Raw genomic sequence first — 12,536 nt, 5'->3', positions numbered from 1 at the left:
GGCGTGTCCGTTCGCCCACTCTTTGTGGTCAAGACGGCCTCGCTGGGCGAAGCCTCGGGTCAGCGCTCCTCGGAGGCCAGCTGCAGCAGCTCCTCGGCGTGGGCGCGTCCGAGCTCGGAATCCTCCAGCCCGGCCAGCATCCGCGACAGCTCGCGGACGCGTCCCTCCCGGTCGAGCGCGGTGACGCCGCTGCGCGTGACGGTGCCGTCGTCGGACTTCTCCACCAGCAGGTGCTGGTCGGCGAAGGCCGCCACCTGGGGCAGGTGGGTGACCACGATGACCTGGGCGTTGCGGGCCAGCCGGGCCAGCCGCCGTCCGATCTCGACGGCCGCCTTGCCGCCCACGCCCGCGTCGACCTCGTCGAAGACGAACGTCGGGACGGGGTCGGCCCCGGCGAACACCACCTCGATCGCCAGCATCACCCGGGAGAGCTCACCACCGGACGCGCCCTTGTGCAGCGGGAGCGGCGGCGACCCGGGATGCGGCGCGAGCCGCACCTCGACCTCGTCGACGCCGTGCGGGCCGTATTCGCCCGTCGGGGTCACGGTGACGTGGACCCGCGCGTGCGGCATGGCCAGCGCGGTCAGCTCCTCGGTGACGGCGGCCGAGAACCGCTCGGACGCGCGGGTGCGCACCGCCGTCAGCTCGGCCGCCTCGGCCGCCAGCCGCTCGCTGAGCTCGGCCTGCTCGGCCCGGAGCTCCTCGATGCGGCCGTCGTCGCCCTGCAGCTCGCCCAGCCGGGCCGCGGAGTCGCGCGCCCACGCCAGGACGTCGTCGACCGCCACGCCGTGCTTGCGGATCAGCGCGGTCAGCTCGGCGCGCCGCTCCTGGACGATGGCCAGCCGCCCCGGATCGGCCTCGATCGACTCGGCATAGGCGGCCAGCTCGGTGCCGACATCGGAGACCAGGTACCCGGCCTCGGCCAGCCGGTCGGCCAGGCCCGCCAGCGCGGGGTCGTGGTCGCGGACGGCGTCGAGGGCGTTGCGGGCCGTCCCGAGCAGGCTCACCACGTTGGCGGCCTCGAACGCGGCGGCCGGATCGCCCAGCAGCGCCTCGTGCGAGGACGTCGCGGCGCCGCGCAGCGCGTCGGCGTGGCCGAGGCGCTCCTCCTCGGCGGCCAGCTCGACGTCCTCACCCGGCTTGGGGTCGACCTTCTCGATCTCCTCAAGGCCGAACCTGAGCAGCTCGGCCTCCTGGGAACGCTCCCGGGAGCGGGTCGTCAGCTCCTCCAGCAGCGCGCTGACCTGGCGGTGCCGCTGGTAGGCGGCGGTGTAGGCGCGCAGGGGCTTGGTCAGCGCGTTGCCCGCGTAACGGTCGAGGGCGCCGCGCTGGCGTCCGGCCTGGAGCAGCCGCTGCTGGTCGGACTGGCCGTGCACCGCGACCAGGTCGTCGGCCAGGTTGATCAGCAGGCTCACCGGGACGGCGCGTCCGCCCAGGAAGGCCCGGGACCTGCCCTCGGCCGACACCGACCGGGTGACGATCAGGACGCCGTCGTCGAGTTCGCCGCCGGCCTCCTCGACCCGCTCGACCACCCGTCCGCCGGGGTCGACGACCAGCCGCCCTTCGATGTTGGCGCGGTCGGCGCCCGGCCGCACCCGCTGCGGGTCGGCCCGGCCGCCGAACAGCAGGCCCAGGCTCGTGACCACCATGGTCTTGCCCGCGCCGGTCTCGCCGGTGACGACGTTGAACCCCGGGGACAGATCGAGCACGGCCTCGTCGATCACCCCGAGGCCCTGGATTCGCACCTCATCGACCATCGGACGCACCAGCGTCACAACCCCTCGCACAACTGATCCCGCTTTCGCAGCCTCGCTGGGAGATTATCGCCCCTGACCGCTCTCGGCCTCGCCGCCCGGAGCGCCGTCGGCCTCGGGGGCCGGTGGCACCGGCTGCCCGTTCGGCTGCGCGACGCCCCCGACCTGCAGGTTCTGCGCCCGCACCTGGCGGGCCCTGCCGCGCCATCCGGTCACCGGAAGGCCGAACTTGGTGACCAGCCGGTCGGTGAACGGCGTCAGATGGAGCCGGGCGAGCCGCACGGGGTGCTCGCCCCGCCTGACCTCGACCCGGGCTCCCGGGGGCAGGTCGAGCGTCCGGCGTCCGTCGCACCACAGCACCGCGCGCGGCGTTCCGGGCAGGACCTCGATCGCCACCACGGACCGGGGCGAGACGACCAGCGGCCGCGCGAACAGCGCGTGCGCGCTGATCGGGACGACCAGCATCGCCTCCACCTCCGGCCACACCACCGGGCCTCCCGCTGAGAACGCGTAGGCCGTCGACCCCGTCGGCGTGGCGCACACCACGCCGTCGCAGCCCCAGTTCGACAGCGGGCGCCCGTCGATCTCGGCGACGACCTCCAGCATCCGCTCGCGCTCGGCCTTCTCGACCGTCGCCTCGTTCAGCGCCCAGGTCGTGCCCGTGACCGAGCCGTTGCGGCGGACCACCACGTCGATGGTCATCCGCTCCTCGACGTCGTACCGGCGCGTCACCACGCGGTCGACGGTCGCGGTGAGGTCTTCGCGCTCGGCCTCGGCCAGGAACCCCACGTGCCCGAGGTTGACGCCCAGCAGCGGCGTCCCGGCCGGACGGGCCAGGTCGGCGGCGCGCAGCAGCGTCCCGTCGCCCCCGAGGACCATGACCACCTCGGCGTCGCGCGCCGCCTCGGGCCCGCTCGGGCGCACCTCGACGTCGTCGCAGCCGATCTCGCCGGCCTCGTCCTCCAGGACCCGGACGGCGATGCCCGCCTGGCTGAGCCGCTCGATGACCAGATGGGCGCTGCGCACCGCCTCCGGCCTCCCGGTGTGCGCAACGACCAGCACGGCTCTGTCGGTCATGACCACGCCCCGCTCTCCGAAGGTCGGTTCATCGCGGGCCCTCGGCGATGGCCTTGGCCAGCCCCGCCTCGTCAAGGGGCGGCGCCCCCGCCCGCAACCACAGGAAGTACTCCACGTTGCCCGAAGGACCGGGCAGCGGGCTGGCCGTGACCCCCCGCACCCCCAGCCCGAGCGCCGCGGCGTGATCGGCGACGCCCCGCACGGCCTCGGCGCGCAGCTCGGGCTCGCGGACCACCCCACCGGCCCCGACGCGCTCCTTACCCACCTCGAACTGCGGTTTCACCATCATCGCGTAGTCGGCCTCCGCGTCGGCGCAGGCCCGCAGCGGCCCCAGCACAAGCCGCAGCGAGATGAACGAAAGATCGCCCACGACCAGCCCGGGCGCGCCTTCGAGCATCGCGGGGGTCAGCTCGCGCACGTTGACCCGCTCGATCACGGTGACGCGCTCGTCGGTGCGCAGCGACCACGCGATCTGCCCGTATCCCACGTCGACGGCGTCGACATGGGCCGCGCCCCGGCGAAGCAGCACGTCGGTGAAGCCCCCGGTGGACGCCCCCGCGTCCAGGCACCGCCGCCCGGCGACCTCAAGCCCGGTGAACGCGTCCAGCGCCCCGGCGAGCTTGTGCCCGCCGCGCGAGACGTACTCGGGGCCCGCCTCGGCATCCTGCACCACGATCGCCGACCCGGTCTCGACCTGCGTGGCCGCCTTTCCCGCGACCTGCCCGCCCGCCTTCACCCGGCCCTCGGCGATCAGCTGGGACGCGTGCTCCCGCGAACGCGCGAGCCCGCGCCGCACCAGCTCGGCGTCCAGGCGCCGCCGTGTCATGACCACCCGCCGGGCCGGGGGCCCGGGACCGGCGCCTCGTCCTCCTGGGTGTCGGCCGAGGCCAGCAGCTCCTGCAACCGCTGGTGGACGTCCTCGAAGATCTCCACATGCCGGCTGACCGGCGCCCCGGCGAGCTCCCCGAGCCGCTCCAGCGCGGCGTCGACCCGCCGATCACCCGCCTCACGCACGAGCTCGCCGTCCGACATCACGATTCCCTCCAAGAATGGCCCGCTCTCCGCGCCACGAGTCGCCTCCGGCTAAGCCTGAACGCTACCGTCCCATGACGACATCGTTGGCGACCGAACGGGGAACGGCCTGACCATGGCGAACGAGCAGGAGTGCCGAGCCGCGCTCGACCGCATCGCCGGCCGCCTCGCCGAGGTGGACGCCGAGCGCCTGGCCGAGCACGTCGTCGAACGCACGATCAGCTGCCGGGTCCCCGACCTCAAGCTGGCCTTCCGCACCCGCATCCACGCGGGCGGCCTCGACCCGTTCGAGCCCACCGACGACCCCAAGGGCGCCCAGGTGCGCCTCACCGTCGCCAGCGACGACCTGGTCGCCCTCGCCGACGACGACCTGAACCCCGCCCGGGCCTGGGCCTCCGGCCGCCTCAAGATCGAGGCCAGCATCTTCGACCTCCTGCGGCTCCGCAAACTCCTGTGAGACAAGACGAAGGGAGAGTCCCACCCCCCACCGGGCGAGACTCTCCCAACTGACCCAACGCTCTAGCGCGCCCGATATTTCCTGGGCAGCTTGAAATTTCGCTCGGCCATCAGCTCGCGCAGGCGATCGGGGTAGTCGGTGATGATCCCGTCCACCCCGTCGTCGATGAGCTTGGCCATCGTGGCCTTGTCGTCGATCGTCCAGGGAACGACCTTCAGACCCATCCGGTGCGCGCGCCGGACCATGTCCTTGGTGACGTACGGCCGGTAGTCCGGGTCGGTGATCTTGCCGCCCTGCGGGAACCCGTGGACCGGCGAGAACGCGTCCGCCCCGAAGGACTTGACGGCCTTCAGCGGGTCGCCGCCGAAGTCGTCGATGTCGATCCCGCCCAGCCACGGCGACCGCCCCGGCTGCCCGGTCTGCAGGAAGTCGTAATTGGTCAGGGCCACCAGCGGCAGTTTCCGGTCGACCTGGCGCATCCGCATCAGCGCGCCCCAGTCGAAGCTCTGGATGGTCACCTGCCGCCGCATCCGCGCCCGCCGGATCTCCTTGGCCGTCACCTGGACGAACTGCTCCCGCGGAGCCGTCTCGCTCGGCGCCCCCGCCTCGACCTTGGTCTCGATGTTCAGCTTCACCCCGTATGCGCGATACCGGTGGACGAGCCCGAACACCTCCCGCAGCAGCGGCATCTTCGCCCCGGGGGCGGCCTTCTGCCCGGGGTATTCCGACAGCGTCTGCGTCCCGCAGTCCATCGTCCGGACCTGCTTGAGCGTCAACGTGTTGACGTACTTCCCGGCATACGGGAACTCCGCGTCCCCGGGAGTCACCGGCGCGGTGTCCTTGCACTTGCGGGGGTTGATCCTCCGGTCGTGCGTGACGACCGCCTGCCCCTCCTCGGTGATCTGCACGTCCAGCTCAAGCGTGCTCACCCCGAGCTCCAAAGCGTTCGCGAACGCGGGCAGCGTGCTCTCCACCACCAGCCCGAGCCCGCCCCGATGCGCCTGAAGGTCGAAGGCCCGTCCCGCAGCCTCCGCCGGGACCACCCCTCCGGCCAGCACCCCGGTCACTGTGGCCGCCACGATCGTGCGGCGCCGCATGCTCATACGCGTCCCTTCCGACTCAGGCCCGCCTTTCAGGCCCGCCGAACACGCTCAGACCCCCAGGTGAGCCCAGCCCCAACATCCAGTGACCCCCACCCGAAAAGACGGGGTTAACCGAGGTCGAGCCGTCCCAGGGCCGTGGCCACCGCATCACGCTCGGCGACCGCCTCCGAGCGCCAGGCGGCCGCCGCCAGAGCACGCAGGCCCCAATACGGGTCGCCGTCCCCGTCCAGGACGACCTCGCCGCCCTCCCACCGAGCCGTCCACCCCTCACACGCGAAACGCCCGCCCTCAACGCGCACCTCGGGATGCGGCACCAGCAAACCCGTGAGGTCGGCCGCCAGATAGGTCGGCCGCTGATGAACCGGCGCCGTCAGCGCCCCCATCGGGTCGGTCACCCCGGTAAACACCAGCAGACTGTCCGCGCCCCCGTTGTAGGCACCCTCGATATCGGTATCGAGCCGGTCCCCCACCACCAGCGGCTTCTCGGCCCCCGTGCGCACGATCGACTCATGATGCAGCGGCCGCTCGGGCTTGCCCGTGACGATCGGCTCGACCCCCGTAGCGGCCCGGATGACCTGAAGCAGAGCCCCGTTCCCAGGCTGCGGCGGCCCATCGCCCCCCGGGATGGTGAGATCCCCATTCGACCCCACGAACAGCGCGCCCCGCCGAACCGCCTTGGCCCCCTCGGCGATCAGCCCATAGGAAAGCCGCGGATCGTAACCCTGCACCACCGCGTCCGGCCCCTCGGCCGCCGTCGAGACCGGCCGAAGCCCCCGCGCATAAAGCGCGCTCCGAAGCCCCATCCCCCCGACCACAAGCACCTTGGCCCCCGGGGACAGCCGCTCGCTCAACAACGTCGCCGCCGCCTGAGCCGACGTGACGACGTCCTCTGCCGAAGCGGGAACCCCCACCTCAGTCAGCAGCGCGGCCACCGAAGACGGCGTCCGAGAAGCATTGTTCGTGACGAACGCCAACCGCTGTCCAGCGGCCCGGGCCTTCTCCAACGACTCCGCCGCCCGCCCAACGGGCCGATGCCCGACGTACACCACCCCGTCCAGGTCAAGCAACGCGACGTCATAAGCCTCACAAAGCGCCAACCCATTCCCCACCATGACCCCAGATCGTAAGCCCCCACCCACCCCACCCCCCGAAGCCGCCCCCACCCTCCAAAAACCCCACCCCAAACCCACAAACCAGGCCCTCAAACCCCTAACCGCAAACACCAAAACCACCCTCAATGCCGAACCTCAAACGCACCCCACGTGCGCACGCGCCTGCCCGCTTGTGACCGCATAAGCGCGCCGCGTACGGACCTAGCGCGCGTACGCAACTCCCGCACCCACCAGCCGGACAGGCAGGGCAAACGCGCGTGGCGAACGGCACCACAACGGAACCGACATTCCGGCAAGCGCCAACGCACGGGCAGGCACACGACCGAGCCAACGCACACACGAAGCCGACACACAGCGGAGGCGGCCAACAGCAGGCGATGCGCAAGCGGCGCAGGAGCGCAGCCGGGCCACGAACACCACACGTGTCGGCCACCGGGCGGCCGATCGCCCCCTCGGCCGGGGCCGGGTCGCACCGCCACAGCGTGGCGTCGACGATCGACTCGGCCGGACCATAGGGGTTGAACATCCGGCGCCCCGGAGCCCACCGCCCCAGCACCTCGCCCGGGCGGACGACTACGCGCCGAGCGGACGCTCTGGTGCGGCCAATTCGCAAGGGACTGGCTCGCCCACGAAGGCAACCCCACAATTTGCCAACCAGGAGCCACACGTCCGCGCCGACCTGCCCACAAGACGACCCGCGCACACGAGACGCCCAAACAGGCGGAAGCGATGCGCGCGTCGAGCGAACGCAATGGCGGTATTTGATGCGGGGAATGTTTCTAGGGGGTGGTGGTGCCGGTGGTGAATGTGTGGGTGGGTCAGCGGCGGGATTCCAGGGTGGCTCGGGCGTGGCGGAGGGCCTTGGCGTAGTCCTGGTTTTCGGGACGCATGGCCGCGGCCAAGGCCAGGTGTTCGACGGCTCCTTCGAAGTCGCCCATTCTCGTGAGGGAGAGGCCCAGGCCGAACAGGGCGTAGTCCTCGGCGGGGTCGTCCTCGACGATCGCGCGGAAGTTGTCGGCGGCCTCGTCGAAGCGGCGGGCGCCGAACTGGGCGCGTGCCAGAGCCTCGCGGATACTGCGGGACGAGGGCTCTGCCTCGGCGGCGCGGGTCAGCAACTGCACTGCCGCTGCGGCGCTGCCGGCCCTGAGTAGTTCCAGGCCCCGTACGTACCATTCGTACACCCCGCCGCCCGGGCCGGCGGGGTACGGATCACCGCCCGGGGAATCGTCTGGCCGTCCCGGCCCTTGAACACTCATGTGGACCTCCCCTCGGACCGTGATCCCTTTCGACCGTACCCAACGGTGCGCCGGACCGCCCTCGGTGATTAGCATGCCCACGGTGGAAGACGACCTCCCCTCCGGGCTGGATCCGGAACAGTTCAGTGCCTGGATCTTCGGCATCTCTGAGCCGCGCTCGGGCGCCGGCCTCGAATTGGCCCCGTTCAGGGGGGTGAGATTCGATCCGGGTGTCGTGGGCGACCTGGCGTCCGTCACCTCTCCGCCGTACGACCTGATCGACGACGCCGAGGTGCGGCGGCTGAAGGCGAGCGACCGGCACAACATCGTCCGGCTGATCCTTCCGGACACCACCGCGGAGGCGGGCGCCACGCTGAACCGCTGGTTGGACGAGGGAGCGCTCGTCAGCGACCCCGACCCGGCCCTCTATGTGTACGAGGCGTCCGAGAACGGGACGGTCCGCCAGCGCGGCCTGATCGGTGCCCTGGGGCTGCGTGCCGAGGCGGACGGCGTGGTGCTGCCCCACGAGAACGTCTACCCGGGGCCGGTGCGCGGTCGGCTGGCGCTGATGGAAACCATGCAGGCCAACCTTGAGCCGATCTTCCTCGTCTACGAGGGAGGCGGTGAGGCCGTGCGCATCGTGGACGAGACGGCCACCGGCGCGGAGCCCCACACCGAGTTCCACGCGGACGACGGCCTCACCCACCGCCTTTGGCGCATCACCGACCCCGAGGCCCACGCCAGGATCGCCACTGACCTCGCCCCTCGCCAGGCCCTGATCGCCGACGGGCACCACCGCTACGCGACCTACCGTGCCCTCCAGGCCCGTCATGACTCCGGCGCGTTCGACTTCGGCCTCGCGCTGCTGGTCGATTCGACGCAATACCCGCCTCACCTGGGGGCGATCCACCGGGTCCTCCCGGGGCTCGCACCCGCGGCGGCGGTCGAGGCTGCGCGAAGCGTGTTCCGCGTCACCGATCTCGGCAAATCGCTCCCGGAGGCCCTGGCCGCCCTCACCAGCGCCTCCGGCCCGGCGTTCCTGCTGGGCGGCGGTGACCGCTTGCACCTCCTCACCGATCCCGACGAGCAACGCCTCGACCAGGCCATGCCCGAGGAGCACTCCCCTCTCTGGCGCCGCCTCGACACGGCCGTCCTCGACCGCCTGCTGATCGAGCACCTGTGGGACGTCCCCGAGAACGAGCACAGCGTCGAGGTCGTCCACGACGACCCCGCCGCCGCGATCGACCGCGCCCGCCGCGCCGGAGGCACCGCCGTCATCCTCAACCCCTTGAAGGTCGAGGACGTCCTGGCTGTGGCCAACGAGGGCGAACGCGTCCCACGAAAATCGACCTCCTTCGGCCCGAAGCCCCGCACAGGTCTCGTCCTCCGTCTCCTGGACGAGCGCTCATGACCGCGTTCATCGACAAGGTGGCCTGGATCCACCTCGAGAACGGCCGCATCCTCAGCACCCGCTCGCGAGGCAAGGACGCCTACTACCTGCCCGGCGGCAAACGAGAACCCGGCGAGACCGACCTCGACACCCTCTGCCGCGAGATCGAGGAAGAACTCACCGTGACCATCGACCCCGCCACGGCCACGTACAAGGGCACCTGGGAAGCCCAGGCCCACGGCCACGCAGCCGGAATCACGGTCCGAATGACCTGCTACACCGCCGCCTACACGGGCACCCTCGCCCCCAGCCACGAAATCGAAGAAGTCATCTGGCTGACTTACGCCGACCGCCCCCGCGTCGCACCGGTCGACCAACTCATCTTCGACGACCTCCACCAGCAGGGCGAACTCACGACCTAACCCGATCAACCAACCACGAGGCGCCCTCACCCCCTCCGCAACCCTCCAGGCACACCACAGCCCACGGCCCTCACAGCCTTGACTCCGCCGCACCCACGACCCCACACACCCGAACCAAGCCACGCAACTCCGAAACACACACCCACACCACCCCGCCCCAGGCTCCGCGCCATACGGCCCGTCGGCGGCGCGGCCCGTCGGCGGCGCGGCCCGTCGGCGGCGCGGCCCGTGTACGGCGCGGCCCGTCGGCGGCGCGGCCCGTGTACGGCGCGGCCCGTCGGCGGCGCGGCCCGTCGGCGGCGCGGCCCGTCGGCAGCGCGGCCCGTCGGTGGCGCGGCCTGTCGGCGGCGCGGACAGGGTACGGCGCGGGGTTGGTTTGGTGGGTGGTCGGGGTGAATTGGTGCTGGTGATTGCGTGGTTTCTGTGAGGGGTGATCGGGGGGGTGGTTTTTGGGGAGTTGAGGGGTTTCTTCGGCGGGTGGGTGTCGGGCTTAGTGCGGGGTTGGTTGGGGAGGTGGGGTTGGTTCTGGGTGGGAGGTTTGGGGGGTGGGTGGTGGGGTGGGTTGTAGGGGGATGGCTTGGAGGGTGGCTTTGTGGACTTCTACTTCGTAGCGGCCGATTCTTAGTTCGTCGCTGTTCCAGAAGCGGCGGCGTAGGGCGCCCTGGGCTTCTATGAGGTCGCCTTTGCGCCAGGTTGTTGTTTGGGCGCGGACTTGGGGGTCGAAGGCGGCGCAGGTGATGGTGTCGACCACTCGGCGGCCTCGGTGGTTGGGGCGGTCGACTATCAGGCGCCAGGAGACGACCTCGCCGCCTGTGGGGAGGGCGCGGGTGGACGGGTCTTCGGCCAGTCGGCCGCAGAGGGTCACTGCGTTGGTGTGCATCGTTCGCTCCTTTCGCGCTCCACGATGGCGCGGTCACGAGCGGTTCGGAAGCGGCGCGCGAAACTGTGGATAACCGGCCGCCAGGGGGCGATGATCAGTCCATGGAATCTTCGATCACCCCGTTGGGCGGGGACGTCTACGAGATCGACACCCGGATGGCCGGGTATTCGGGGATCACCGCTGGTTACCTGATCCTTTCGGATCGTCCGTGCCTGGTGGAGCCGGGGACGGCGGGGTCTGTGCCGGTGGTGCGGCAGGCGCTCAGCGAGCTGGGGATCGGGCCCTCTGATCTTGCGACGGTGGTCGTGACGCACATTCACCTCGACCATGCGGGCGGGGTCGGGGATATCGCCGAGCTCTATCCGGACGCTGAGGTCGTCGTCCATGAGAAGGGGGCGCGGCATCTGGCGTCCCCCGAGCGGCTCATGCGTAGCGCGCGGATGGTTTACGGGGACAAGCTCGATGTGCTCTTCGGGGAGTTGAAGCCGACGGAAGCCTCGCGGATCCGTTCAGTTGAGGAGAGCGGGGTGATCGACCTTGGTGGGGGACGCCGTTTGGAGTCGCACCACTCCCCCGGGCACGCGAAGCATCATGTGGGGCTCGTGGATTCCCAGACCGGGGACTTGTACGTAGGGGACGCGGCGGGGCTCTACATCCCCGAGACGGCGGACGTCCGGCCCGCGACGCCGCCACCGGACTTCGACCTGGAGTTGACGCTGCGGTCCTTGGACAAGTTCCGTGCGCTGGGGCCACAGCGGTTGCTGTTCGCCCACTACGGCCCCGTGGACGAGGTCGACGACACGTTGCTGCGTTCTGCCGAGGAGCTTCGGATCTGGGTGGACACGGTCCGGGACGCTCGGGACCAGAGCCTCGATCTGGACCACGCGGTGGCCATGGTGCGCGAGCGGACTCTGGAGCGGTACGCGGTCAACAAGGATCCGGAGCTCGCCGCCAAGTACGAGGTGCTGAGCGGGGCGGAAGCCAACGTCGCCGGCATCATGCACTCCCTGGATCAGGGACGCTAGCGGCGGAACGGTCCTGTGACCTCGTAGGTGTGGCCGTCCGTGCCCCCGATGAAGCCGCTCTTGCCTCGCTGGGACGAGAAATAGAGGCGGCTCCCGTCTGGCGAGAAGGCGGGACCCGTGATCTCGGACTTGTCATGGCCGAGGACGCGCAGGAACGGTGCCACGATTCCGTTGGACGTGATGATGTTGATCTCCATATTGCCCCCGTCCTCGGCGACGTAGAGGTCGCCGGTGGCGGTGCCGGTGATGTTGTCGACTCCGGTGAGAGGGGGTGTGCCTCCGGTGACGAGGTCGTCGTCATAGGCGAGGTCGAGCGTTGCGGACGCCGCGTCGTAGGCCCAGACACGGTTGTCGCCCTTGGTGGTGAAGTAGCAGATGTTGTTGGTGTAGTAACAGCCTTCGCCGCCGTCGAAGCGCATGGCTCCCGTTACTTGATTGCGGGTGGGAGTCAGCCAGACCTCTGGGTTTGGGACGCGGGCCCAGCGCACGGGGCCGGTGCCTGAACCCAGGAGCACATCCAGGGTTCCCTTGGAGAGGTCTCCCCAGGTGAACGGCGTGAATCGGTAGAAGCAGCCGTCGGACTGGTCTTCGGTGAGGTAGACGACCTTGCGCACCGGGTCACAGGCGGCGGCCTCGTGCTTGAAGCGTCCCATCGCGGAACGCGAGCGGGCGGAGGTGGCGCCGGTGGGGTCTGTCTCGTGTACGAGGCCCAGGTCGTGTTCCTCGCAGGAAAGCCAGGTGCCCCAAGGAGTGGCGCCGCCTGCGCAGTTGAGTGTGGTGCCGTTCAGGATTCGGTAGGCCGAAGTGACCTTTCCTGTGGCGTCGAACCCGATGGCCGAGGCGCCTCCTACGATCGGCACCTCGGAATTGCTGACGTAGGTCCAGCCGGTGGCTGTGGGGAAGCAGGCGCCTCCGTCTGGGGCCGCGTGCCAGGTGTAGCGCGTGCCTTCCACACGTTGCATGGATCTGGCGACGACGCGTCCTGTGAAGCCCTGAGGCAGTTGCAGGCCGTTTCCGTCGGCGGGGAGCAGCGGGCCGTAGGGGCTTGG

At 70.6% G+C, this 12,536-nt stretch carries 13 protein-coding genes; 4 read left to right on the top strand and 9 right to left on the bottom strand.

Features of this window, described 5'->3' with window-relative positions:
- Window positions 1-59: 59 nt before the first annotated feature.
- The 4 genes from recN to ACQPY4_RS18495 all read right to left on the bottom strand — a co-directional run bounded on the left by recN (window position 60) and on the right by ACQPY4_RS18495 (window position 3,863).
- Window positions 60-1,757 carry a DNA repair protein RecN gene (gene recN, locus ACQPY4_RS18510; protein ID WP_433337953.1) on the bottom strand — a complete coding sequence of 566 codons (1,698 nt, stop codon included), beginning with the start codon at window positions 1,755-1,757 and terminating at the stop codon, window positions 60-62.
- A gap of 63 nt (window positions 1,758-1,820) precedes the next feature.
- Window positions 1,821-2,831: an NAD kinase gene (locus ACQPY4_RS18505; RefSeq protein ID WP_433337951.1), complete on the bottom strand. Its 1,011-nt coding sequence runs from the start codon at window positions 2,829-2,831 to the stop codon at window positions 1,821-1,823.
- A gap of 28 nt (window positions 2,832-2,859) precedes the next feature.
- A complete protein-coding gene (locus tag ACQPY4_RS18500) occupies window positions 2,860-3,657 on the bottom strand; it encodes a TlyA family RNA methyltransferase (protein ID WP_433337949.1) in 798 nt (265 codons plus the stop codon).
- On the bottom strand, window positions 3,654-3,863 hold the full coding sequence (locus ACQPY4_RS18495) for a hypothetical protein (protein WP_433337947.1): 210 nt from the start codon (window positions 3,861-3,863) through the stop codon (window positions 3,654-3,656). Before ACQPY4_RS18495 ends, ACQPY4_RS18500 begins: the two co-directional genes overlap by 4 nt.
- Before the next feature lie 115 nt (window positions 3,864-3,978).
- On the opposite strand from ACQPY4_RS18495, the gene ACQPY4_RS18490 reads away from it, so the two are divergent.
- Window positions 3,979-4,320 carry an SCP2 sterol-binding domain-containing protein gene (locus tag ACQPY4_RS18490; RefSeq protein ID WP_433337945.1) on the top strand — a complete coding sequence of 114 codons (342 nt, stop codon included), beginning with the start codon at window positions 3,979-3,981 and terminating at the stop codon, window positions 4,318-4,320.
- A 62-nt stretch (window positions 4,321-4,382) separates the two neighbouring features.
- Here ACQPY4_RS18490 and ACQPY4_RS18485 read toward each other — a convergent pair whose 3' ends face one another.
- The 3 genes from ACQPY4_RS18485 to ACQPY4_RS18475 form a co-directional block, all read right to left on the bottom strand.
- Window positions 4,383-5,423: a glycerophosphodiester phosphodiesterase family protein gene (locus tag ACQPY4_RS18485; protein WP_433337943.1), complete on the bottom strand. Its 1,041-nt coding sequence runs from the start codon at window positions 5,421-5,423 to the stop codon at window positions 4,383-4,385.
- Window positions 5,424-5,530: 107 nt separating this feature from the next.
- On the bottom strand, window positions 5,531-6,535 hold the full coding sequence (locus tag ACQPY4_RS18480; protein WP_433337941.1) for an HAD-IIA family hydrolase: 1,005 nt from the start codon (window positions 6,533-6,535) through the stop codon (window positions 5,531-5,533).
- An 818-nt stretch (window positions 6,536-7,353) separates the two neighbouring features.
- Entirely contained in the window at window positions 7,354-7,791 is a 438-nt protein-coding gene (locus tag ACQPY4_RS18475) for a tetratricopeptide repeat protein (RefSeq protein WP_433337939.1), read from the bottom strand.
- 73 nt (window positions 7,792-7,864) lie between these two features.
- Here ACQPY4_RS18475 and ACQPY4_RS18470 point away from each other — a divergent pair, with 73 nt between their 5' ends.
- On the top strand, window positions 7,865-9,181 hold the full coding sequence (locus ACQPY4_RS18470; RefSeq protein WP_433337937.1) for a DUF1015 family protein: 1,317 nt from the start codon (window positions 7,865-7,867) through the stop codon (window positions 9,179-9,181).
- A complete protein-coding gene (locus ACQPY4_RS18465) occupies window positions 9,178-9,582 on the top strand; it encodes an NUDIX hydrolase (protein WP_433337935.1) in 405 nt (134 codons plus the stop codon). The genes ACQPY4_RS18470 and ACQPY4_RS18465 overlap by 4 nt, the downstream gene beginning before the upstream one ends.
- A gap of 490 nt (window positions 9,583-10,072) precedes the next feature.
- Here the strand turns inward: ACQPY4_RS18465 and ACQPY4_RS18460 are convergent, their stop codons facing one another.
- Window positions 10,073-10,462, bottom strand: coding sequence for a single-stranded DNA-binding protein (locus tag ACQPY4_RS18460; RefSeq protein ID WP_433337933.1), 390 nt, complete (start codon window positions 10,460-10,462; stop codon window positions 10,073-10,075).
- 101 nt (window positions 10,463-10,563) lie between these two features.
- Here ACQPY4_RS18460 and ACQPY4_RS18455 point away from each other — a divergent pair, with 101 nt between their 5' ends.
- Window positions 10,564-11,487 carry an MBL fold metallo-hydrolase gene (locus ACQPY4_RS18455; protein WP_433337931.1) on the top strand — a complete coding sequence of 308 codons (924 nt, stop codon included), beginning with the start codon at window positions 10,564-10,566 and terminating at the stop codon, window positions 11,485-11,487.
- On the opposite strand, the gene ACQPY4_RS18450 is transcribed toward ACQPY4_RS18455, so the two are convergent.
- Window positions 11,484-12,449, bottom strand: coding sequence for an alkaline phosphatase PhoX (locus ACQPY4_RS18450; RefSeq protein WP_433337929.1), 966 nt, complete (start codon window positions 12,447-12,449; stop codon window positions 11,484-11,486). The genes ACQPY4_RS18455 and ACQPY4_RS18450 overlap by 4 nt on opposite strands.
- Window positions 12,450-12,536: the final 87 nt, after the last annotated feature.

Origin of the sequence: Spirillospora sp. CA-294931 (genome assembly GCF_050946795.1) — a bacterium.
GTDB lineage: Bacteria > Actinomycetota > Actinomycetes > Streptosporangiales > Streptosporangiaceae > Spirillospora.
The sequence above is the reverse complement of the archived record's forward strand: the minus strand, read 5'-3'. Positions and strand labels throughout refer to the sequence as shown.